We start from the raw sequence: 22,125 nt of genomic DNA on the forward strand, positions 1-22,125 counted from the left end.
CGGGCGGGCCCACGGGCGGCACGCGGGTGGGACCATGGGAGGGCCATGACTGCCCTGCCGCTCGTCTTCGACGCCCCCCGCCGGGGCAAGCCGCCGCGCCACCTCGCCGACCTCACCCGCGAGGAGGCGCGCGCCGCCGTCACCGAGCTCGGGCAGCCGGCCTTCCGCGCCGACCAGCTGGCCCGGCACTTCTTCCGCGGGGTCACCGACCCGGCGGAGATGACCGACCTGCCCGCCGCCGCCCGCGACAGCCTCGCCGGGACGCTGCTGCCGGGGCTGCTGACCCCCGTGCGCACCCTGAGCGCCGACGGCGGCCGCACCCGCAAGACGCTGTGGCGGCTGCACGACGGCGCACTGGTGGAGAGCGTGCTCATGCGCTACCCGGACCGGGCCACCGTCTGCATCTCCAGCCAGGCCGGCTGCGGCATGGCCTGCCCCTTCTGCGCCACCGGCCAGAACGGGCTGACCCGGAACCTCTCGGCCGCGGAGATCATCGGCCAGGCGGTCGCAGCGGCCGCGGCGATGGCGAACGGTGAGGTCCCCGGCGGGCCCGGACGGCTGTCCAACGTCGTCTTCATGGGCATGGGGGAGCCGCTGGCCAACTACGCGCGGGTCCGCAGGACCCTCGACGCGCTCGTGACGCCGGCGCCGCACGGCCTGGGCCTGTCCCAGCGCTCGGTGACCGTCTCCACGGTCGGCGTCGTCCCGGCCATCCGGCGGCTCACCGAGGAGGGGCTGCACGTCACCCTCGCGGTCAGCCTGCACGCGCCCGACGACGAGCTGCGCGACACCCTCGTGCCGATCAACACCCGCTGGAAGGTGGGCGAGGTGGTCGAGGCCGCCGACGCCTACGCCGCCCGCACCGGCCGCCGGTACTCGGTGGAGTACGCGCTCATCCGCGACGTCAACGACCAGCCCGAGCGGGCCGACCTGCTCGGCCGACTGCTGGCCGGGAAGCGCGCCCACGTGAACCTCATCCCGCTCAACCCGACGCCGGGCAGCCCGTGGGACGCCAGCCCGCTGCCCGCGCAGCGGGAGTTCGTGGCCCGGCTGCGCGCCGCCGGGGTGCCGACGACGGTCCGCGACACCCGCGGGCAGGACATCGACGGCGCCTGCGGGCAGCTGGCGGCGGCCGACCGGGTCGAGGGCGTCCCCGCCGTCGCCGTCCCCGCGCCGTCCCTCGAGCCGCCGGTGGAGCTGGGTGCCGAGGCGGACGAGTGACCTCGGAGGCGCCGGCCGAGGCCCACGAGCACAGCCACGCCGACGTCTCGGGCGGGTGGCTGCGGGCCGCCGTCTTCGGCGCGATGGACGGGCTGGTCACCAACACCGCGCTGGTCGCCGGCGTCGGCGGCGGAGGTGCCTCCTCGCGCGCGATCGTGCTCTCCGGGGTGGCGAGCCTGGTCGCCGGCGCCGTCTCCATGGCGCTGGGGGAGTACACCTCGGTGCGGACGCAGAACGAGCAGCTCGACCTCGAGGTGGAGAAGGAGCGGCGCGAGCTCGAGCGCAACCCGGGCGGTGAGCTCGCCGAGCTGGTGGAGATGATGCGGGTCCGCGGGGTGGACCCCGACCTGGCGCGGCAGGTGGCCGTCCAGCTGCACCGGGACCCCGACGTCGCCCTGCGGCTGCACGTGGTCGCCGAGCTGGGGCTCAGCCCGAGTGACAAGCCCTCCCCGCGGACGGCGGCGGTCTCCTCGTTCCTCACCTTCGCCACCGGAGCGGTGGTCCCGCTGTTGCCGTTCCTGTTCGGGTTCCCGCTGCTGTGGGTGGCGCTGGTGGCCGGCGGGATCGGGCTGTTCACCGCCGGGGCGCTGTCCGCGCGCTTCACCCCGCGGCCGTGGTGGTACGCGGGCGGGCGGCAGCTGCTCTTCGGCGCGCTGGCCGCCGGGCTGACCTACGCCGTCGGCGCGGCCATCGGGGTCACCGCCTCCGGCTGACCTGCTGGAACGGCTCCCTGCAGGGCCCCGCCGCGGGCCTGCGAGCGGTGGGGGGCAGGGGGTCCTTCGTCAGGGGCGCCAGGCGGTGCGCTTGCGCCGCAGGTCCCACAGGAGCAGGCCGGCCATGACGGCGGCGATGCCCACCAGCCACAGGTCCTCCATGCGGGCCTCGTGGTTGCCCCACAGGTAGGACAGGATCGCCAGGGTCATCACCCAGCCGGTGATCTGCGCCCACTTGCCGGCGCGGGCGTGCCAGCCCCAGTCCTCGGGGCGCTCCTCCTCGATCGGGTGCGCCCCGGCCCGGACGACGCCCTCCTCGCGGTTGGGCTGGTTGACCCGCGCCGTGGCGGGGTTGTCCTGCGCGATCCGGGCGCGGTGCAGCTCGCTCACGCTCTCCATCCTGCCAGCCGCCCGTGCCTCGCACCGGTCGAGGTGGCGGCGGGTCGTCAGCCGTCGCAGGACAGCCCGGCCGCCGCCACGGCGGCGCGCGTCTCCGCCGTCGCCTCGCGGGCCAGCGTGCCGCCCTCCGGCTCGCCGGCCGGCAGGACGGCGACCGGGCCCACGTCGGCCCGGGCCAGGGACGCGAGGTCGGCGACGGAGGTCCCGGGGTCGACGGTGAGGGCGCCGGAGGCGGCCCAGGCCACCGACTGCAGCCGCCACGGCGCGGCCAGCGCCCGCTGCACCTGCTCGGTCAGGGCGGCCAGGACGCTGCCCGCCGCGGTGGCGCGGCCGTCGGGGTCGACCGGCGCGGGCACCCAGGCGCCGTCCACGAGGTGCTCGGGGTGGCGGGAGCGGACGAGGGCGAGCGCCGTGGCGCCGTCGACGCGCTGGCGGCCGGCGCGTTCCAGCAGCAGGCCGGCCGGCTGGTCGCGGACGGGCTCGGGGACGTCGACCTCCAGCCCGCCGGCGGCGTCGACCACCGCGGCGAAGCCGGCGAGGTCCACGCCGGCCAGGTGGTCGGTGGGGATGCCGAGGCCGCACAGCGCGGCCACGGTGGTCCGCGGGCCGTCGAGCCAGGTCAGGGCCAGGCGCCCGGGGCGCCCGCCGACGCGGACGACGAGGTCGCGCGGGACGGAGGTGACCGTGGTGCCCGCGTCGGTCTGGTGGACCACCAGGACCACGTCGGCCCGGCTGCCCGGCACGGCCTCCTCGGTGCCGAAGTCGCGGGGGTCGGCGCCCTCGGGGAGCCGGGCCCGGGAGTCCAGGCCGACCAGGACCCAGGTGCGGCCGTCGGAGTCGTCCGCGGCCAGGTCCACGTCCACCTCGCCGACCCGGCCGGCGAGGACGGCGGCGTCGGCCCCGACGACGGCGAGCAGCAGCACGAGGACGGTGAGGGCGACCCTGGACCACCTCCGCCGTCCGGAACGCGGCCGACGCCGGCCAGGGGAGCCCTGGCCGGCGTCGGTGTCGTGCGGTGCGGTCATGCTCAGACCTGCGCGGCCTCCGCGGCGCCCGCAGCGCGGCGGCGGGTGACGAGCACCAGGCCACCGCCCAGCGCCAGGGCGCCGGCGCCCAGGCCCAGCGGCAGCGCGATGCTGGCGCCGGTGTAGGCCAGGTGGTCACCGGAGCCGGTGCCCGACGCGGCGGTCACGGTGAAGGCCTCCTGGAAGTAGGTGCCCTGGTCGCCCTCGTAGACCAGCGTGTGCGCACCGGCCGGGGTGCCGGCCGGGAGGGTGAACTCGACGCGGACGTACCCGCGGGTGTCGGCGGTGGCGGTGGCGACCGTCTGCGGGGCGGAGTGCAGCGTGACGGTGACCTTCTCACCCGGCTTGAAGCCGCTGAGGATCTTGACGACCTTCTGGCCGGGGGCGGCGGTGTCGCCGGTCGCGCCGCCGCTGTCGGGGCTGGCCACGCCGGGGGTGTTGGCCGCGGTGCCGCGGATCTGGCCGGTCGGCGCGACGGTCGGCTTGGCCGGGGTGGTCGGCTCGGCGGTCGGGGCGGCCGGCGCGGCCTCGAGGGTGAAGGAGAAGTCGGGGTACCAGTCCGCCACGTCCGCGTACGGCTCGCAGCTCGCCCAGACGACGTACTCACCGGGGGTCGCGGCGGACGAGAAGGTCGCCGTGGCCGTCCACGTGCCGTCGGCGTCCACCGGCCCGTCCAGGCTGAGCACCGGCTCGGCGGCGTCGGGGTCGGCCTCGACGTCCGCGGCCACGAGGAAGTCCACGTAGACGATGGCCTCCTCGCCCTCGGGCGCGACGCAGTCGGTGCCGGTCAGCACGTAGGGCTGGCCGATGACGGCCGTGTCCGACCCCTCGAGGGGCGGGAGGAAGGAGTCCACGGGGGAGGCGAGGGCGGTGGGCGCGAACGCGAGACCGGCCGCGGCGGTGCCGGCGGCGAGCCCTGCGACGGTGCAGAGGCGGAGCGTGGACACGCGGGACATGAGGCCCTCCTGGGTCTGTGGCCCGGGCGTTCGGGCCGTCAACAGCTACATCGGCAGTCCCACGCCGCGCTGTACCGGAGTGATCAATCGGGGGCAGGAGTGGCAGATGGGTCCCCTGGGGCCCGATACCGCTCCTGGGACGGCGGTTGGCAGGATCACCGCATGAGCGAGCCGCGCGAGGTGACCGTGCTGGGCTCCACCGGATCGATCGGCCGGCAGGCGATCGCGGTCGCCGGGCAGAACCCCGGCCGGCTGCGGATCACCGCGCTGGCCGCCGGCGGCGGGGACGTCGCCCGGCTGGCCGAGCAGGCCCTCACCCTCGGCGTGCGGACCGTGGCCGTCGCCCGCGCCACGGCGGCCCAGGACCTGCAGCTGGCCTTCTACGCAGCGGCGTCGCGGCGCGGCTGGGCGAGGGGCGAGTACGCCCTGCCGGAGATCCTCGCCGGCCCGCGGGCGGCCGAGGAGCTCGCCGCCCGCCCCGCCGACGTCGTCCTCAACGGCATCACCGGCTCGATCGGCCTGGGCCCCACGCTGGCCGCGCTGCGGGCCGGCACCGTGGTCGCCCTCGCCAACAAGGAGTCGCTGGTCGCCGGGGGCGACCTGGTCACCGCCGCGGCCGCGCCCGGTCAGCTGGTGCCGGTGGACTCCGAGCACTCGGCGCTGGCGCAGTGCCTGCGCGGCGGGCGGCGCAGCGAGGTGGCCCGGCTGGTGCTCACCGCCAGCGGCGGCCCGTTCCGCGGCCGCGCCGCCGCCGAGCTCACCGACGTCACGCCCGATCAGGCGCTCGCTCACCCGACGTGGGACATGGGCCCGGTCGTGACGATCAACTCCGCGACCCTGGTCAACAAGGGCCTCGAGCTCATCGAGGCCCACCTGCTCTTCGGCGTCCCCTACGCCGACATCGACGTCGTGGTGCACCCGCAGTCGATCGTGCACTCGATGGTCACCTTCACCGACGGCGCCACCCTGGCCCAGGCCAGCCCGCCGGACATGCGGCTGCCGATCGCGCTGGCGCTGGCCTGGCCCGACCGGCTGCCGCACGTGCAGCCGGCCCTGGACTGGTCCACGGCGAGCACGTGGGAGTTCGCGCCGCTGGACGACGACGCGTTCCCCGCCGTCCGGCTGGCGCGCGCCGCGGGGGAGGCCGGCGGCGTCGTCCCGGCGGTGTTCAACGCCGCCAACGAGGAGGCGGTCGCGGCCTTCCTGGCCGGGCGGCTGCGTTTCCCGGACGTCGTGGGCCTGGTCGCGCGTACGCTCGACGACGCGCCGGACCTCGGCGCCCCCACCTGCGTGGACGACGTGCTGGCCGCCGAGCGCTGGGCCCGGCAGCACGCCCGCGCCGCCCTCGTCGGAGGTCAGAGCTGAGCACCCTCCTGACGGTCCTCGGGATCGTCGCGTTCTTCGTCGGGCTGCTCGCCTCCATCGCCTTCCACGAGGCCGGGCACTTCTGGTGGGCCCGGAAGTTCGGCATGCGAGTGCCGCAGTTCATGGTCGGGTTCGGGCCGACGGTCTTCTCCCGGCGCCGCGGCGAGACCGAGTACGGCGTCAAGGCCATCCCGCTGGGCGGCTACGTCCGCATCGTCGGCATGATCCCGCCGGCCGAGGAGGGCGAGAGCAGGCGCGCCACCCGGATGCGCAGCTTCATCGCCGAGGTGCGCGGGCAGGCGCTCAACGACGTCCTGCCCAGCGACGCGGGCCGGGTCTTCTACGCCAAGCCCTGGTGGCAGCGCGTGATCGTCATGTCCGCCGGGCCGTTCCACAACCTCGTCCTGGCCGTCCTCTTCTTCACGATCACGCTCACCGCGATCGGCACCACCGTCATCACCACCCAGGTGCAGACCGTCCCCGCCTGCGTCGTGCCGGCCGGGGCGGAGAGCATCGCCGTCGCCGACGCGCAGGACCGCGACGTCTGCGACATCCCGATCGTCACCAGCGGCGCCGACGCCGGGCAGGTCTGCGAGGAGGGCAGCCCGAACTGCGCCCGCCCGGTCCCCAGCCCCGCCGCCGAGGCCGGCCTGCGCCCGGGCGACACGATCGTCGCCGTCGACGGCCAGCCGGTCGACCCCACCGCCCACGACAGCTGGACGGCGGTGCAGCAGGCGATCCGCGGCTCGGCGGGGGAGCCGCTGGACCTCGTCGTCGAGCGCGACGGCGAGCGCCGCGACCTGACCGTCACCCCGATCGAGAACGTCGTCGCCACCGAGGACGGCCCGGTGACCGCCGGCTACCTCGGCGTCGGCCCGGTGGTCGGCTTCGCCCGCCAGTCCGTCGCCGACCTGCCCGGCTACTTCGGCATGGTCGTGTCCCAGTCGGTGCAGCGGCTGATCGAGATCCCCGAGAAGGTGCCGCAGCTGTTCCGCGCGGCCTTCCTCGGCGAGGAGCGCGACCAGAACGGGCCGATCGGCGTGGTCGGCGTCGGCCGGATCTCCGGGGAGGTCTTCGCCATCCAGGAGTTCAGCGGCGCGGAGAAGCTCAGCTTCTTCCTCAGCCTGCTGGCCAGCGTCAACCTCGTGCTGTTCCTGTTCAACCTGCTGCCGATCTACCCGCTCGACGGCGGCCACGTGGCCGGGGCGCTGTACGAGAAGGCCCGCTCCGTCGTCGCCCGCCTGCGCGGCCGTCCCGACCCCGGCCCGTTCGACATCGCCCGCCTGATGCCGGTCGCCTACGTCGTCGCCGGGCTGTTCATCGCGCTGTCGGGGCTGCTGCTCGTCGCCGACGTCGTCAACCCGATCACACTCCAGTAGGCGTCGGCACTCCTCCCGCTCCAGCGGGGATACTCGGGGTCATGGCGACCTCCGTCGGTCTCGGCATGCCCGCGCTGCCCCCGCCCGTCCTCGCGCCCCGGCGCAAGACCCGCCAGCTCATGGTGGGCGACGTCGGCGTCGGCAGCGACCACCCCGTCAGCGTGCAGTCGATGACGACGACGAAGACCGCCGACGTCAACGCCACGCTGCAGCAGATCGCCGAGCTCACCGCGTCGGGCTGCCAGATCGTGCGCGTCGCCGTCCCCGACACCGACGACGCCGAGGCGCTGCCGGTCATCGCGCGCAAGTCCCAGATCCCGGTCATCGCCGACATCCACTTCCAGCCGCGCTACGTCTTCGCCGCGATCGACGCCGGCTGCGCCGCGGTCCGGGTCAACCCCGGCAACATCAAGAAGTTCGACGACAAGGTCGGCGACATCGCCCGGGCGGCCGAGGCCGCCGGCATCCCGATCCGCATCGGCGTCAACGCCGGCTCGCTGGACAAGCGGCTGCTGGCCAAGTACGGCAAGGCCACGCCCGAGGCGCTGGTCGAGTCGGCGCTGTGGGAGTGCTCCCTGTTCGAGGAGCACGACTTCCGCGACATCAAGATCTCGGTCAAGCACAACGACCCCGTCGTCATGGTGCGCGCCTACGAGCTGCTCGCCGCGCAGTGCGACTACCCGCTGCACCTGGGCGTCACCGAGGCCGGCCCCGCCTTCCAGGGCACCATCAAGTCCGCCGTCGCCTTCGGCGCCCTGCTCAGCAAGGGCATCGGCGACACCATCCGCGTCTCGCTCTCCGCGCCGCCCGCGGAGGAGGTCAAGGTCGGCAACCAGATCCTCGAGTCGCTCAACCTCAGGCAGCGCGGGCTGGAGATCGTCAGCTGCCCGTCGTGCGGCCGCGCCCAGGTCGACGTCTACAAGCTCGCGAACGAGGTCACCGCCGGTCTCGACGGCCTGGAGGTGCCGCTGCGGGTCGCCGTCATGGGCTGCGTCGTCAACGGCCCCGGCGAGGCCCGCGAGGCCGACCTCGGCGTGGCCTCGGGCAACGGCAAGGGCCAGATCTTCGTCAAGGGCGAGGTCGTCAAGACCGTGCCCGAGTCGCAGATCGTCGAGACGCTCATCGAGGAGGCCATGCGGCTGGCCGGCGAGCAGCTCGACGACGGCGTCGCCTCCGGCCCGCCGGTCGTCAGCGTCGGCTGACCGCGCCCCGCACCGCGCCGTGCTCCGCTCGCCGACCGCCCGCGTCCTCGACGAGGGCGACGAGGCGGCCGTCCGCCGCCTGCTGGCCGCCGACCCGGTCGCGGCCTGCGTCCTCGCCGGCCGGGTGGAGGCGGTCGGCACCGCCCCGACGGCGCTCGGCGCGCCGCTGTGGGGCATCGGCAGCGGCCGCAGCCTCGACGCGGTCTGCCTGGCCGGGGCCAACCTGATCCCGTTCGCCGTCCCCGGCGCCGAGCGGGCCGCCGCCACCGCCTTCGCCGAGCGGGCCCGACGGGCCGGGCGGCGCTGCTCGACGATCGTCGGCCCGGCCGCCGCCGTCGACCCGCTGTGGGAGCAGCTAGAGCCCTCCTGGGGGCCGGCCCGCGACCACCGGCCCCGGCAGCCGCTGCTGGCCATCGAGGGGCCGCCGGCCGTCGTCCCCGAGCCGCGGGTGCGGCCGGTCCGCCCGTCCGAGGTCGACGTGCTGCTGCCCGCCGCGGTGGCCATGTTCACCGAGGAGGTCGGGGTCAGCCCGCTGCGGGTCGACGGCGGCGCCGGCTACCGCGCGCGGGTCGAGGACCTGGTGCGCGCCGGGCAGTCGCTGGCCTGGATCGAGGACGGCCGGGTGTTGTTCAAGGCCGAGATCGGGGCGGTGTCGCGCGCGGCCTGCCAGGTGCAGGGCGTGTGGACCGCACCGGAGGTGCGCGGCCGCGGGATCGGGGCGGCCGGGATGGCCGCCGTCGTCGAGTACGCGCGGACCTCGATCGCCCCCGTCGTCAGCCTCTACGTCAACGACTACAACGCCCCGGCCCGCGCGGTCTACCGCCGTGTCGGGTTCGCCGAGGTCGGCTGCTACGCGAGCGTCCTGTTCTGAACCGGCTCCCCGGCGGACCGGGCGGCCTCCACGGGGACGTCGTCTCCGTCTGACAGGGTGTGCCGACGTGGCAGCACGACGCACGGCGGTCCTCGGCACGGTCCTCACCCTCCTGTCCGCGCCCGTCCTCACGGCCTGCTCCGGCAGCTCCGAGGACGACGTCCGCGCCGCCGCCCAGGCCTTCCTCGACGACTGGACCGGCGGGGACACCGGCGCCGCCGCCGCGGGGACCACCGACCCGGACGCGGCCGGCGCGCTGCTGGAGCAGACCGCCGCCGACCTGCCCGGGGCCACGCTGGCCGCCGAGCTGGGCGACGTGACCGTCGACGACGGCACCGCCACCGCCGCCTGGACCGCCACCTGGGACCTCGCCGCGGCCCCCGACTGGACCTACGACGCCACCCTCGAGCTGCGGGAGGCCGAGGAGGGCTGGGAGGTCGTCGCCGGGCCGACGGTGGTGCACCCGGAGCTGGGGGAGGGGCAGCGCCTGCAGCTGACCCGCTCGCTGCCCGAGCGCGCCGCCATCACCGACGCCGCCGGCCAGCCGATCTTCGTCCCCACCGAGGTGGTCAACGTCGGCGTCGACACCGCCCAGGTCACCGACCTGCCGGCGCTGGCCTCGGCGCTGTCGGCGGCCACCGGGGTCGCCGCCGAGGACATCACCGCCGACGTCCAGGCCGCCCCGCCCGGCCAGTTCGTGCCGGTCATCACCCTGCGCCGTCCGCAGTTCGAGGCCATCCGCGCGCAGGTGTTCGACCTCCCCGGGGCGGTGTTCCCCACCGACACCCGGCTGCTCGCCCCGTCCCCCCGCTTCGCCGCGGCGCTGCTCGGCCGGGTCGGGGACGCCACCGCCGAGGTGATCGAGGAGACCACCACCGACGGGGTCGCGGCCTACGCCGCCGGCGACGAGCTGGGCCTCTCCGGCCTGCAGCGGGCCTTCCAGGAGCAGCTCACCGGCACCCCCGGCTACACCGTCTCGGTGCTCAGCACCGACGAGACCACCGGCGACCCCGGCCGCGAGGTGGCCGCCGTCGCCCCGGTGCCGGGCAGCCCGCTGCAGACGCCGATCGTCCGCGCGCTGCAGGAGGCCGCCGACGGCGCCGTCGCCACCCAGCCGCTGCCCACCCACCTCGTCGTCGTGCGGCCGGGCACCGGCGAGCTGCTCGCCGTCTCCTCCAACGAGGCCGCCGCGGCCGGCAACGCGCTCACCGGGCAGTACCCGCCCGGCTCGAGCATGAAGACGATCACCGCGACGGCGCTGCTGTCGGCCGGCACGGTGACCCCCGACGCCCCGGTCGCGTGCCCGGGGACGACGGTGGTCGACGGCCGCGAGTTCGAGAACCAGGACCAGTTCGACCTCGGCACCGTGCCGTTCACCGAGGCCTTCGCCCAGTCGTGCAACACGACCTTCATCCAGGCCGCCCTGCAGCTGCCCGACGACGCGCTGGCCGCCGCGGCCGCCTCCTACGGCGTCGGCAGCGACTGGCAGCTCCCGGTCGAGCTGTTCTCCGGCAGCGTCCCGACCGACTCCACCGGCACGACCAAGGCGGCCGACGCCATCGGCCAGGGCCAGGTGCTCATGAGCCCGGCGCAGATGGCGCTGGTGGCCGCCGGCGTCGCCGCCGGGACCCCGGCCGTCCCCGTCGAGGTGGTGGGTGCGGAGCCGGCCGGTCCCGCACCGGCCGGTCCGGACCCGGCGGTGCTCGACCAGCTCCGGCCGCTGATGCGGCAGGTGGTGCTCACCGGCACCGCGCGGGAACTGGCCGACCGCGGCGAGGTCTACGGCAAGACCGGCACCGCGGAGTTCGGCAGCAACACCCCGCCCGACGCGCACGGCTGGTTCGTGGGCTACCAGCTCGCCGGTCCGCAGGGCGACGTCGCGTTCGCGGTACTGGTCGAGGGCGGGCAGTCCAGCAGCACCGCCGTCGCCGTCACCGACGCCTTCCTCGGCGCCCTCGGCTAGGAGATGCCCGGCAGCGCCGCGGTGGTGTCCGGGCGGCCGGCCGCGGCGCGCCAGGCGACGGCGCGGACCTCCGCGGCCACCAGCGCGTCGAGTGCCAGCCGGCGGACGCCGGTGTCCTCCGCGGCGTCGAGCAGTGCCACCCAGCTCGCCGAGACGCCCTCCTCGAGGACGGCGCCGAGCGCGGCGGCGTCGACCGGCGACAGCACCGGGAACGGCAGCTCGTAGCCCGCCTCGGCCGGCACCGGGTCGGCGTCGCGCTCGTCCAGCAGCGCGGCCAGCCGGTCGCGGGCGTCGCGGTGGGCCTGCTCGCCGTCGACCGCCTGGGCGCGCCCCTCCGGCGGCAGCGCCGCACCGACGACGCCGTAGCCCCACACCGCCGCGTGCTCGGCGGCCAGGGCGTCCTGCAGGGCGCCGTCCTCCCCGCCGGTCGCCGTGCCGTCATCGGTCACGTCGGTGCCTCCTCACCACAGCTCCCTCACGCCGGCCCCTCACACCAGTGCGGCCTCGTGACCGCGCAGCCCGGCCGCCACCGACCCCAGCAGCGCCGCCCGCGCGCCCGAGGCGTCCAGGCAGGCGTCGGCGTGCGAGGCCGTGGCGGCGGCGACCTGCTCGCGCAGCCAGCCGAGCACGTCCGCGCCGGCCGGCGGGGCGGGCGCGGGTGCCGTCGCCGAGGCGGTGGCGGACGGCGCCGCCTCCCGCAGCCGGTCGAGCTGCTCGCGGGCCTGCGCGGCGAGGGGCGTCACCCGGCCCCCCAGCCCCGGGTCGGCGGCCGCGGCGGCGTCGTAGGCGGCCACCACCGCCTCCTGCACGGGCACCTGGCCGGCCAGCCGGTCGTCCTGCGCGGCGGCCCGCGCCGCGTCGCCGGCGGAGCCGCCGTCGGCCCCGCCGGAGGTGCACCCGGCCGCCAGCAGTGCCAGCCCGCCGGCGCCGGCCAGCAGCCGGCGCCGGGAGAACCCGGCGGGGGAGGAGGTGGACATCACGGCCATCCTCCCAGGCGCCCGGTCGTGCTCCGGGCAGCGACGGGCGGGCGGCCGCTGCGGCGCGGGGGCCCGGAGCGGCCGGGGCCGGTGCCGCGGGGGAGCGGTAGCCTGACCTCTTCCCGGGTACGCCGCCGGCGGGCGTGCGCGCCGCCGTCCGCGGCCCCGGGGTGCGGTCCGCCGAGCACGAGCTCCGACCGGTGCAGAGGGGAGGGAGCCCGTGTCCGCCACGCATCAGCAGGACCCGGCCGCGACGAGGCTCGCCGGCTGGATCGAGCCGGTCGTCACCGCCGCGGGGTACGACCTCGAGGAGCTGGTGGTCACCCCCGCCGGCCGGCGCAGCGTCGTGCGGGTCGTCGTCGACCGCGACGAGGGCGTGTCCCTCGACGACGTCGCCGAGGTCAGCCGCGCGGTCTCGGCCGTGCTCGACCGCAACGACGGCGAGCTGGGCCGCGCCCCCTACGTGCTCGAGGTGACCAGCCCCGGCGTCGACCGGCCGCTGACCGAGCCGCGGCACTGGCGGCGCAACACCGGCCGGCTGGTCACGGTCACCGTGGGGCCGGCCGGGGCCGCCGAGCAGGTGACCGGGCGCGTCACCGCCGTCGACGACGCCGGGGTCACCCTCGCGGTGGAGAAGCCGGGCAAGCCCGGCGCCAAGCGCAAGGCGCCCACCCCGCGGCAGGTGCCGTGGGCGCAGCTGGGGGCCGGCCGGGTGCAGGTCGAGTTCGGCCGCCCCGCCCGCGACGAGGGCGCCGCCCACGACGAGGACCCGCACGACGACGAGCTGCACGACGACGAGCTGCACGACGACGAGCTGCACGACGACGAGCTGGACGACGACCCGGCGGACGACGACGAGGGCGACGACGGAGGAGGACAGTGAACATCGACGTGACCGCCCTCAAGGCGGTCGAGCGGGAGAAGGGCATCCCCGCCGACACGGTCATCGAGGCCATCGAGACGGCGCTGGTGACCGCCTACCGGCACGCCGACGGCGCCGCCAAGCACGTGCGGGTGCACGTGGACCGCAAGAGCGGCGAGGTCGCGGTGCTGGCCCAGGAGCTCGGCGCCGACGGCGAGGTCGTGCGCGAGTGGGACGACACCCCCTCCGACTTCGGCCGGATCGCGGCCAGCACCGCCAAGCAGGTGATCGTCCAGCGGCTGCGCGACGCCGAGCACGAGCAGACCTTCGGGGAGTACGCGGGCAAGGAGGGCGACATCGTCAGCGGCGTCGTCCAGGCCGACGCCCGCCGCAACGCCCAGGGCTCGGTCCTGGTCGACATCGGCAAGGTCGAGGCGGTGCTCCCGGCCGCCGAGCAGGTGCCCGGCGAGCGCTACCCCCACGGCAGTCGGCTGCGCGCCTACGTCGTGTCGGTGTCGCGCACCTACCGCGGCCCGCAGGTGACCGTCTCGCGCACCCACCCGAACCTGGTGCGCAAGCTGTTCGCGCTCGAGGTCCCCGAGATCGCCGACGGCAGCGTCGAGATCGTCGCCGTCGCGCGCGAGGCCGGACACCGCTCGAAGATCGCCGTCCGCACCTCCGTGCCGGGCCTCAACGCCAAGGGCGCCTGCATCGGGCCGATGGGCCAGCGGGTGCGCAACGTCATGAGCGAGCTGCACGGCGAGAAGATCGACATCGTCGACTGGTCCGACGACCCGGCCACCTTCGTCGCCTCGGCGCTGAGCCCGGCCCGGGTGAACAGCGCGACGCTGGTCGACCCGAAGGCCAAGGCGGTGCGGGTCGTCGTCCCCGACTACCAGCTGTCGCTGGCCATCGGCAAGGAGGGGCAGAACGCCCGCCTGGCCGCCCGGCTGACCGGCTGCCGGATCGACATCCGCAGCGACGCCCAGGCCGACGACGCCGCGCCCTCGCCCGGCGTGGGTCGCCCGCCGCTGCGCTCGGGTCCGCCGCCGGTCCGCGCCGGCGCCTCCGGCGGCCGTCCGTCCCCCGGCGGAGGGGGCCTGCGCCCCGGTGCCCGGCGCCCGGAACAACGGGGGCCCGCCGCGCGCTAGGATGACGGGTGGCCGAAACGTCGATCCCGGTGCGCACCTGTGTGGGCTGCCGGAAGCGCGCTCCGGTCACCGACCTGCTGCGTGTCGTCCACCGGTCCGGGACCCTCGTGCCCGATCCGCGGAGGAGGCTCCCCGGCCGGGGAGCCTCCCTGCACCCCACCCCGGAGTGCCTGCACGCAGCGGAGCGACGCCGGGCCTTCCCCCGGGCGCTGCGCCTCCCCGGAGGCGGCGCCGCGGTGGAGGCCGGTCCGCTCCGGGCCCACGTCCTCGGCGCCGCGGCGCAGGAGGACCCCCGGCCCGGGACGGGCGACAGCGAACGAACGACAGACCGCACCCCAGACGGACCGGCACCCGGCCGGTCCGCACGTCGAGAGCAGGACGTCGTCGGATGAGCCAGCCGTGAAGTCCCCACGATGACAAGCCAGACCATGCACCACTGACGACGAGGTCGCGCGGGCGAGCCGCCGGCCTCACCAGAGGAGATCCGTGCCAGGCAAAGCCCGCGTCCACGAACTCGCCAAGGAGTTCGGGGTCGACAGCAAGACCGTCCTCGCCAAGCTCAAGGAGCAGGGCGAGTTCGTGAAGTCCGCCTCCTCCACCGTCGAGGCCCCCGTGGCCCGGCGGCTGCGGGAGGCCCTCGGCGCCGCGACCGGCGGCGGCAACGGCGGTGGCAACGGCGGCAACGGGAGCGCGGCCCCCGCGGCCCGTCCGGCCGCCCCGCGCCCGTCCGCGCCGCAGCCCGCCGCGCGCGCCCCGCAGGCGCCCGCCGCTCCGGCGGCGCCCGCTCCGTCGGCCGGCCAGACCCCGGGTCCCCGCCCGGGTGCGCCGCGTCCCGGTGCCCCGACCCCCGGTCCGCGACCGGTCGCGCCCCAGGCGCCGGCCGCCAGCGCCCCGGCGGCCAGCGCCCCGGCCGCCAGTGCACCGGCGGCCAGTGCTCCGGCCGCCAGTGCCCCGGTGCAGCAGCCGGCCGCGCCGCAGGGCCCGCGTCCGGCGGCCCCCGGCGCCCCGCGCCCCGGTGCGCCGGCGCAGCGTCCGGCCGGTGGCCCCGTCCCCGGTCCGGCCCGTCCGGCCGCCCCGCGTCCGGCGGCTCCCGGCGCTCCCCGTCCCGGCGGTCCCGCCGCCGCTCCGGGCGCCCCGGGTGCCGGTCCGCGGCCGGGTCCCCGTCCGGCGCCGCGGCCGGGCAACAACCCCTTCAGCAGCGCACCGCGTCCCGCCGCGGCCGGCCCGCGTCCGGGTCCGGCGGCCGGTGGCCCGCGTCCCGGCCCCGGTGCCGGCGGTCCGCGCCCGGCGCCCGGCGCCGGCGGTCCCCGCCCCGGTGGCCCGCGTCCGGGTCCCGGTGCCGGTGGCCCGCGTCCCGCGGCCGGCCCGGGTGGTCCCCGGCCCAACCCGGGCATGATGCCGCCCCGGCCCTCGCCGGGCATGATGCCGCCGCGTCCGGCCGGTGCCGGTCGTCCCGGCGGCGGTCCCGGTGGTCCCGGCGGCCGTGGCCGCCCGGGTGCCCCGGGTGGTGGCGGCGGCTTCCGTCCCGGTGGCGGCGGCCCCGGTGGTGGCGGTGGCGCGCCGGCCGGCGGGTTCCGCAGCGGCGGTGGCGGTGGCGGTCGCGGCCGTGGCCGCGGTGGCTCCGGTGCCGGCACCGCGGGTGCCTTCGGCCGTCCGGGCGGGCGCGGTCCCGTCCGCGGGCGCAAGAGCAAGAAGCAGCGGCGCCAGGAGTTCGACCAGATGGCGGCGCCCAGCATGGGCGGCGTCAGCCTGCCCCGCGGCAACGGGCAGGTCGTCCGCCTGCCCCGTGGCGCCTCGCTGACCGACCTGGCCGAGCGCATCGGCGCCCAGCCGGCGGCGCTGGTGACCGCCCTGTTCCACCTGGGCGAGATGGTCACCGCGACGCAGTCGGTCAACGAGGACACCCTGCAGCTGCTCGGTGCCGAGATCGGCTGGGACATCCAGGTCGTCTCGCCGGAGGACGAGGACCGCGAGCTCCTCGAGACCTTCGACCTCACCTTCGGCGACGAGGGCGACGAGGACGACTGGGTGGCCCGTCCGCCGGTCGTCACCGTCATGGGTCACGTCGACCACGGCAAGACCAAGCTGCTCGACGCCATCCGCAACACCAACGTGGTGGCGCGGGAGGCCGGCGGCATCACCCAGCACATCGGCGCCTACCAGGTCGTCACCGAGCTGGAGGGCGAGGAGCGGCCGATCACCTTCATCGACACCCCGGGTCACGAGTCGTTCACCGCGATGCGTGCCCGTGGGGCGAAGGTGACCGACATCGTCGTCCTGGTCGTGGCCGCCGACGACGGCGTCATGCCGCAGACGGTCGAGGCGCTCAACCACGCCCAGGCCGCCGCGGTGCCGATCGTGGTCGCGGTCAACAAGGTGGACAAGGAGGGGGCCAACCCCGCCAAGATCCGCCAGCAGCTCACCGAGTACGGCCTGGTGGCCGAGGAGTACGGCGGCGACACGATGTTCGTCGACGTCTCCGCGACCACCCGGCAGGGCATCGACGACCTGCTCGCGGCGATCCTGCTGACCGCCGACGCCTCGCTGGACCTGCGCGCCAACGCCGAGCAGGACCCGCAGGGCGTGGTCATCGAGGGCAAGCTGGACAAGGGCCGCGGCCCCGTCGCCACGGTGCTGGTCCAGCGCGGCACGCTGCGCGTCGGCGACTCGATCGTGGCCGGCGACGCCTACGGCCGCGTCCGGTCGCTGCTCGACGAGTACGGCAACAAGCTGAAGGAGGCCTCGCCGGCCCGCCCCGTGCAGGTCGTCGGCCTCACCTCGGTGCCGCGTGCCGGTGACACCTTCCTCGTCGTCGAGGAGGACCGCGTCGCCCGGCAGATCGCCGACCGGCGGCAGGCCCGCATCCGCAACGCGCAGAACGCCTCGATGCGCAAGCGGATCAGCCTCGAGGACCTCGACGCCGCGCTCAAGGAGAACCGCCAGCTCAACCTGATCATCAAGGGCGACAACTCGGGCACCGTGGAGGCGCTCGAGGAGGCGCTGATGAAGATCGAGGTGAGCGACGACGTCTCGCTGCGGGTCATCCACCGCGGCGTCGGGTCGATCACCAAGAGCGACATCGACCTGGCGCTGGCCGACGACGTCATCGTCCTGGGCTTCAACGTCCGGGCCGAGGGGCAGGCCACCGAGCTCGCCAACCGCGAGGGCATCGACGTCCGGTACTACTCGGTCATCTACCAGGCGATCGAGGAGATCGAGGCGGCCCTCAAGGGCATGCTCAAGCCGGAGTACGAGGAGGTCGCGCTCGGCACCGCCGAGGTCCGCGAGGTCTTCCGCGTGCCGCGCATCGGCAACGTGGCAGGCTCCATCGTCCGCAGCGGCACGATCAACCGGAACTCCAAGGCCCGGCTGGTCCGTGACGGGGTCGTCGTCGCCGACAACCTCACCGTCGAGTCGCTGCGCCGGTTCAAGGACGACGTCACCGAGGTCCGCGAGGGCTACGAGTGCGGTATCGGCCTGGGGTCGTTCAACGACATCAAGGTCGAGGACGTCATCGAGACCTTCGAGGTCCGCGAGAAGCCGCGCACCTGAGAAAGGACCCCCTTGCCCCCCACCACTCGCAGGCTCGTGGCGGGACCCTGCAAGGGGGCCGTTCCAGCGGTCGGCGGTGAGTGATGTTCACCGGATCTCTCACCGCCGACCTGCTGCTCGGCGACGTCCACTCGCTCAAGGGCAAGCGCGCCGTCGTCCGGCCGATCGTGGCCGAGCTGCGGCGCCGCTTCGCCGTGGCCGCCGCCGAGGTCGGCGACCTCGACCTGCACCGCCGCGTGCAGGTCGGGGTCGCCACCGTGGCGGGGGACGCCGGTCAGGTGACCGACGTCCTCGACGCCTGCGAGCGGTTGCTGGCCGAACGGCCGGAGGTGACCCTGCTGTCGACGCACCGACAGCTGTTCTCCGACACCGACGACTAGCCGGCCCCACCACCCCTGCCCGACCCGGGCGCGCCTCGACGCGCCCCCGATCCCCGGAGGTCCGCCGTGGCCGATCCCGCCCGCGCCCGCAAGCTCGCGGTGCGCATCCGCCAGATCGTCTCGTCGGCCATCGAGTCGCAGATCAAGGACCCGCGGCTGGGCATGGTCACCGTGACCGACGCCCGGGTCACCAGCGACCTGCGCGAGGCCACCGTCTTCTACACCGTCTACGGCGACGCCACCCAGGCCGCCGACTCCGCGCGTGCCCTCGCCAGCGCCACCGGCGTGCTGCGCTCGACCGTCGGCCGGCAGACCGGCATCAAGTTCGTGCCGACGCTGACCTTCGTCTCCGACGTCGTCCCCGACACCGCCCGCGAGCTCGACGCCGCCCTCGAGCGGGTCCGCTCGGCCGACGCCGAGCTGGCCCGCCTGCGCGAGAACGCCACCTACGCCGGGGACGCCGACCCCTACCGGCACCCCGAGGCCGACGACGAGCCCTCCGACGCCGCGGGCGCCGAGGCCCCGTCCGAGCAGAGCAGGAACGCCTCGTGAGCGAGAACGACCCCGATCCGCACCTGCCCGACGAGGGCCTGGGCCGCTCGGAGCTCGGCGGGCGCGCCGAGCCCGACGCCGGCGACCCCACCGACGGCGGCCGCACCGGGCAGATCGGCGCGGTCCCCAGCATCGCCGAGGACGAGCCCGACGACGGCGGCCCCCCGCTGCCGCCCGGCGGCGGCCTGGTCACCGAGGACACCGACGCCGCCCCGGTCGCCGACCCCGGCCCGGACGCCTGAGCGCATGACCGCCACACCCACGCAGCCGGCGGTCGGCACGCCGGTGGCGGTGCTGGCCGCGGCCGCCGACGCCGGTGCGACCGTCGTGCTCTCCGGGCACGTGCAGCCCGACGCCGACGCGCTGGGCAGCACGCTCGCCCTCGCCGAGGGCCTGCGCCGGCGCGGCGCGCGCGTGGTCGCGACCTTCCCCGGGCGGCACGTGCTGCCGGCCTCCCTGGGCTGGCTGCCGGGCGCCGAGGGGCTGCTGCCGGCCAGCGCCGTCGACCCCGCCCCGGACGTCTTCGTCAGCCTCGACGCCGCCTCCCCGGCCCGGCTCGGCGAGCTCGCGCCGCTGCTGGAGCGGGCCGGGACCTCCGTGGTGCTCGACCACCACGCCAGCAACCCCGGCTTCGGCGACGTGCGGCTGGTCGACCCCGCGGCACCGGCGACCGTCGTCCTGGTCGCCGACCTGCTCGACCGGCTCGGCGTCGACCTCGACGCCCAGCTCGCGACGCTGCTCTACGCCGGCCTGGCCGCCGACACCGGGTCCTTCCGCTTCGGCAGCACCCGCCCGGAGACCCACGCGCTGGCCGCCCGGCTGCTGGCCACCGGCATCGACCACGCCGCGATCAGCCGGCGGCTGTTCGACACCGCTCCCTTCGGCTGGCTGCGGCTGCTCTCGGCGGTGACCGGCCGCGCGGTGCTCGAGCGCGAGGTCGGCGGCGGCCTGGTGTGGACCTGGTCCAGCAGCGCGGAGGCGGCCGAGCACGGCCTGCCCGGCGAGCAGCTGGAGGCGCTGGTCGACGTCGTCCGCACGACCGCGGAGGCCGACGTCGCCTGCGTGCTCAAGGGCCAGGACGACGGCACGTGGTCGGTGTCGCTGCGCTCCCGCGGCGGCACCGACGTCGCCCGCGTCGCCATGGCGCTGGGCGGGGGCGGGCACCGGGCCGCGGCCGGCTACACCTCGCGGCTCGACCTCGGGGCCTCCATCGCGGCGCTGCGCGAGCAGCTCGGGGCGTGACCGCGCACCGCCCCTCGGTCCTCGCGCTGGCGGCGCCGGCACTGGTCGTGCTGGCCGCCGAGCCGCTGTACCTGCTCGTCGACACGGCCGTCGTCGGCAACCTGGGCACCGTGCCGCTGGGCGGGCTCGCCGTCGGCGGCGGGCTCCTGGCCTGGGCCGCCGCGCTGCTCAACTTCCTCGCCTACGGCACCACCGCCCGCGCCGCCCGCCGCGCCGGGGCGGGCGACCGCGCCGGCGCCGTCGCCGAGGGCGTGCAGGCCACCTGGCTGGCGCTGCTGCTCGGTGCCGCCGTCGTCCTGCTCCTCCAGGTCCTGGCCGGGCCGCTGACCCGCGCGCTGGCCGGCGGGCCCGGCGAGGTGGCCGCCGCGGGGGAGCAGTGGCTGCGCATCGCCGGCTGCGGCGCGCCGCTGCTGCTGGTCTCCCTGGCCGGCAACGGCTGGCTGCGCGGGGTGCAGGACCTGCGCCGGCCGGTGCGCTTCGTGCTGGCCGGCAGCCTGCTCAGCCTGGTGCTGTGCCCCCTGCTCGTGCACCCCGCGGGGCTGGGCCTGCCCGGGTCGGCGGTGGCCAACCTCGCCGGCCAGTCCCTGACGGCGGCGCTGTTCGTGCGGGCGCTGCTGCGCGAGGGTGCCGACCGGCGGTTCCGCCCGGCCGCCGTCCGCGCGCAGCTGGTCCTGGGCCGCGACCTGCTGCTGCGGGCCACCGTGCTGCAGCTGGCCTTCCTCGTCGCGGCCGGTGTCGCCGCCCGCGCCGGGCAGGCCCAGCTGGGCGCGCACCAGATCGCCCTGCAGCTGTTCCTCTTCCTCGCGCTGGTCCTGGACGCCTACGCCATCGCCGCGCAGACGCTGGTCGGTCACGCCCTCGGCGCCGGCCGGCCCGGCGAGGCCCGCGCCGTCGCCCGGCGGGTGACGCTGTGGGGGCTGGGCACCGGCGTCCTGGTCGCCGCCCTCCTGCTGGCCGGCCGGGAGCTGCTCGTCCCGCTGTTCACCGGTGACCCCGCGGTGCGCGCGCAGGCCGAGGTGGTCTGGTGGTTCCTCGCCGGGTTCCAGCCGCTGGCCGGCGTCGTGTTCGCCCTCGACGGCGTCCTCATGGGCGCCGGCGACGTCGCCTACCTGCGCACCGTCACCGTCGGGGCCGCGCTGGTCGGGTTCCTCCCGCTGTCGCTGCTGTCCGGCCCGCTCGGCTGGGGCCTGGCCGGTGTGTGGACCGGCCTGACGGCCTTCATCGCGCTGCGGCTGGTGGCCGTCCTGGTCCGGGTGGCGGGGGACCGGTGGCTGACCGCACCTGCCACCGTGGGGACGTGAACCCACCAGGCGAAGACGCTCTGCCGGCGCTCCACGTCTTCGCGGGGACCCCGAGATGAGCCGCCGCCGCGCCGCCGACGCCGACGTGACCCCGGGCGTCCTGCTGGTCGACAAGCCCGGCGGGATGACCTCGCACGACGTCGTCGTCCGCGCCCGGCGGGTGCTCTCGGTCCGCCGGGTCGGCCACGCCGGCACCCTCGACCCGATGGCCACCGGCCTGCTGGTGCTCGGCGTCGGGGCCGCCACGAGGCTGCTCGGTCATCTCGGCAGCTCGGACAAGGTCTACGACGCGACCGTGCGGCTCGGTCAGACGACGGTCACCGACGACCGCGAGGGGGAGGTGCTCACCACCACCTCGGCCGCCTCCCTCGACGACGACGCCGTCCGCGCCGCGCTCGCCGCCCAGACCGGCTCGCTGCAGCAGGTGCCCTCCTCGGTCAGCGCGGTCAAGGTCGGCGGCCGCCGCTCCTACGACCGGGTGCGGGCCGGCGAGGAGGTGGTGCTCGAGCCGCGCTCGGTCACGGTGCACCGCATCGACGTCCACCGCCTCAGCCGGCCCACGCCCGACCTGGTCGACGTCGAGGTCACCGTGGCCTGCACCGCCGGCACCTACGTGCGGGCCATCGCCCGGGACGCCGGCGCCGCGCTCGGCGTCGGCGGCCACCTCACCGCGCTGCGGCGCACGGCGTCGGGCCCGTTCACCACGGCGCAGGCCGCCCCGGTCGAGGAGGCCGCGGCCGCGCTGGCCGCCGGCGGCGGGCCGGGCGTGCTGGGCCTCACCGACGCGGCCACCGCCGTCTTCCCCGAGCGCCGGCTCACCGACGACGAGGCGCGCGCCCTCGGGTACGGGCAGCGGGTGCCCGCGACCGGCCGCCCGGGGCTGGTGGCCGCCGTCGACCCCGCCGGCCGGCTGGTGGCGCTGGTCGAGGACGCCGGCTCCACCGCCCGGGTCGCGGTCGGCTTCCCCGGGTGAGGGTCTGGAACGGCTCTCGTGCAGGGGCCCGCGCCGAGCGT

22 protein-coding genes and 1 pseudogene are annotated in these 22,125 nt (G+C 76.5%); 18 read left to right on the forward strand and 5 right to left on the reverse strand.

The window, feature by feature from the left end; all coding sequences use genetic code 11:
• Positions 1-45: 45 nt before the first annotated feature.
• Both rlmN and CHC04_RS04055 read left to right on the forward strand, forming a co-directional pair.
• A complete protein-coding gene (gene rlmN, locus CHC04_RS04050) occupies positions 46-1,221 on the forward strand; it encodes a dual-specificity RNA methyltransferase RlmN (protein ID WP_089402541.1) in 1,176 nt (391 codons plus the stop codon).
• A complete protein-coding gene (locus tag CHC04_RS04055) occupies positions 1,218-1,934 on the forward strand; it encodes a VIT1/CCC1 transporter family protein (protein ID WP_089402542.1) in 717 nt (238 codons plus the stop codon). The genes rlmN and CHC04_RS04055 overlap by 4 nt, the downstream gene beginning before the upstream one ends.
• Before the next feature lie 69 nt (positions 1,935-2,003).
• On the opposite strand, the gene CHC04_RS04060 is transcribed toward CHC04_RS04055, so the two are convergent.
• Genes CHC04_RS04060 through CHC04_RS04070 form a run of 3 tightly spaced genes read right to left on the reverse strand, consistent with a single transcriptional unit; the run spans position 2,004 to position 4,305 of the window.
• Positions 2,004-2,324 carry a DUF2631 domain-containing protein gene (locus tag CHC04_RS04060; RefSeq protein ID WP_245816965.1) on the reverse strand — a complete coding sequence of 107 codons (321 nt, stop codon included), beginning with the start codon at positions 2,322-2,324 and terminating at the stop codon, positions 2,004-2,006.
• 56 nt (positions 2,325-2,380) lie between these two features.
• Complete coding sequence (locus CHC04_RS04065; RefSeq protein ID WP_089402544.1) at positions 2,381-3,358, reverse strand: LCP family protein; 978 nt, start codon at positions 3,356-3,358, stop codon at positions 2,381-2,383.
• 2 nt (positions 3,359-3,360) lie between these two features.
• A complete protein-coding gene (locus tag CHC04_RS04070) occupies positions 3,361-4,305 on the reverse strand; it encodes a hypothetical protein (RefSeq protein ID WP_217897149.1) in 945 nt (314 codons plus the stop codon).
• Positions 4,306-4,476: 171 nt separating this feature from the next.
• On the opposite strand from CHC04_RS04070, the gene dxr reads away from it, so the two are divergent.
• The 5 genes from dxr to CHC04_RS04095 all read left to right on the forward strand — a co-directional run bounded on the left by dxr (position 4,477) and on the right by CHC04_RS04095 (position 11,094).
• Positions 4,477-5,679: a 1-deoxy-D-xylulose-5-phosphate reductoisomerase gene (dxr, locus tag CHC04_RS04075; RefSeq protein WP_089402546.1), complete on the forward strand. Its 1,203-nt coding sequence runs from the start codon at positions 4,477-4,479 to the stop codon at positions 5,677-5,679.
• A 23-nt stretch (positions 5,680-5,702) separates the two neighbouring features.
• Positions 5,703-7,058, forward strand: coding sequence for a M50 family metallopeptidase (locus CHC04_RS04080; RefSeq protein WP_281252191.1), 1,356 nt, complete (start codon positions 5,703-5,705; stop codon positions 7,056-7,058).
• 41 nt (positions 7,059-7,099) lie between these two features.
• A complete protein-coding gene (gene ispG, locus CHC04_RS04085) occupies positions 7,100-8,260 on the forward strand; it encodes a flavodoxin-dependent (E)-4-hydroxy-3-methylbut-2-enyl-diphosphate synthase (RefSeq protein ID WP_089402547.1) in 1,161 nt (386 codons plus the stop codon).
• A gap of 19 nt (positions 8,261-8,279) precedes the next feature.
• The gene (locus CHC04_RS04090) at positions 8,280-9,131 is read left to right on the forward strand and encodes a GNAT family N-acetyltransferase (RefSeq protein ID WP_089402548.1); all 852 of its coding nucleotides are present in this window, start codon (positions 8,280-8,282) and stop codon (positions 9,129-9,131) included.
• 67 nt (positions 9,132-9,198) lie between these two features.
• A complete protein-coding gene (locus CHC04_RS04095; protein WP_089402549.1) occupies positions 9,199-11,094 on the forward strand; it encodes a penicillin-binding transpeptidase domain-containing protein in 1,896 nt (631 codons plus the stop codon).
• Here CHC04_RS04095 and CHC04_RS04100 read toward each other — a convergent pair.
• Positions 11,091-11,543 carry a ferritin-like domain-containing protein gene (locus CHC04_RS04100; RefSeq protein WP_089402550.1) on the reverse strand — a complete coding sequence of 151 codons (453 nt, stop codon included), beginning with the start codon at positions 11,541-11,543 and terminating at the stop codon, positions 11,091-11,093. The genes CHC04_RS04095 and CHC04_RS04100 overlap by 4 nt on opposite strands.
• Before the next feature lie 39 nt (positions 11,544-11,582).
• Complete coding sequence (locus CHC04_RS04105) at positions 11,583-12,071, reverse strand: hypothetical protein (RefSeq protein WP_245816966.1); 489 nt, start codon at positions 12,069-12,071, stop codon at positions 11,583-11,585.
• A gap of 220 nt (positions 12,072-12,291) precedes the next feature.
• Between CHC04_RS04105 and rimP the strand changes: the two genes are divergently transcribed.
• The 11 genes and pseudogenes from rimP (at position 12,292) to truB (ending at position 22,084) form a co-directional block, all read left to right on the forward strand.
• A complete protein-coding gene (gene rimP / locus CHC04_RS04110) occupies positions 12,292-12,954 on the forward strand; it encodes a ribosome maturation factor RimP (protein WP_089402552.1) in 663 nt (220 codons plus the stop codon).
• Entirely contained in the window at positions 12,951-14,084 is a 1,134-nt protein-coding gene (nusA, locus tag CHC04_RS04115; protein WP_089402553.1) for a transcription termination factor NusA, read from the forward strand. Before rimP ends, nusA begins: the two co-directional genes overlap by 4 nt.
• A gap of 41 nt (positions 14,085-14,125) precedes the next feature.
• Complete coding sequence (locus tag CHC04_RS04120; RefSeq protein WP_245816977.1) at positions 14,126-14,476, forward strand: YlxR family protein; 351 nt, start codon at positions 14,126-14,128, stop codon at positions 14,474-14,476.
• A gap of 94 nt (positions 14,477-14,570) precedes the next feature.
• Positions 14,571-14,714, forward strand: a pseudogene (locus CHC04_RS24720) (translation initiation factor IF-2 N-terminal domain-containing protein); the annotation flags it as partial.
• A 1,089-nt stretch (positions 14,715-15,803) separates the two neighbouring features.
• Positions 15,804-17,636 (forward strand): translation initiation factor IF-2, encoded by a 1,833-nt coding sequence (infB, locus tag CHC04_RS24725; protein WP_245816978.1) that lies wholly within the window; start codon positions 15,804-15,806, stop codon positions 17,634-17,636.
• Between the two features lie 83 nt (positions 17,637-17,719).
• Entirely contained in the window at positions 17,720-18,016 is a 297-nt protein-coding gene (locus tag CHC04_RS04130; protein WP_089402556.1) for a DUF503 domain-containing protein, read from the forward strand.
• A gap of 66 nt (positions 18,017-18,082) precedes the next feature.
• Entirely contained in the window at positions 18,083-18,568 is a 486-nt protein-coding gene (gene rbfA, locus CHC04_RS04135) for a 30S ribosome-binding factor RbfA (RefSeq protein WP_089402557.1), read from the forward strand.
• Positions 18,565-18,810 (forward strand): hypothetical protein, encoded by a 246-nt coding sequence (locus CHC04_RS04140; protein ID WP_089402558.1) that lies wholly within the window; start codon positions 18,565-18,567, stop codon positions 18,808-18,810. The genes rbfA and CHC04_RS04140 overlap by 4 nt, the downstream gene beginning before the upstream one ends.
• A gap of 4 nt (positions 18,811-18,814) precedes the next feature.
• The gene (locus CHC04_RS04145) at positions 18,815-19,810 is read left to right on the forward strand and encodes a DHH family phosphoesterase (protein WP_089402559.1); all 996 of its coding nucleotides are present in this window, start codon (positions 18,815-18,817) and stop codon (positions 19,808-19,810) included.
• Positions 19,807-21,111 (forward strand): MATE family efflux transporter, encoded by a 1,305-nt coding sequence (locus CHC04_RS04150; RefSeq protein WP_089402560.1) that lies wholly within the window; start codon positions 19,807-19,809, stop codon positions 21,109-21,111. The genes CHC04_RS04145 and CHC04_RS04150 overlap by 4 nt, the downstream gene beginning before the upstream one ends.
• A gap of 55 nt (positions 21,112-21,166) precedes the next feature.
• Positions 21,167-22,084 (forward strand): tRNA pseudouridine(55) synthase TruB, encoded by a 918-nt coding sequence (truB, locus tag CHC04_RS04155; RefSeq protein ID WP_089402561.1) that lies wholly within the window; start codon positions 21,167-21,169, stop codon positions 22,082-22,084.
• Positions 22,085-22,125: the final 41 nt, after the last annotated feature.

It is taken from the genome of Geodermatophilus saharensis (genome assembly GCF_900188205.1).
GTDB lineage: Bacteria > Actinomycetota > Actinomycetes > Mycobacteriales > Geodermatophilaceae > Geodermatophilus > Geodermatophilus saharensis.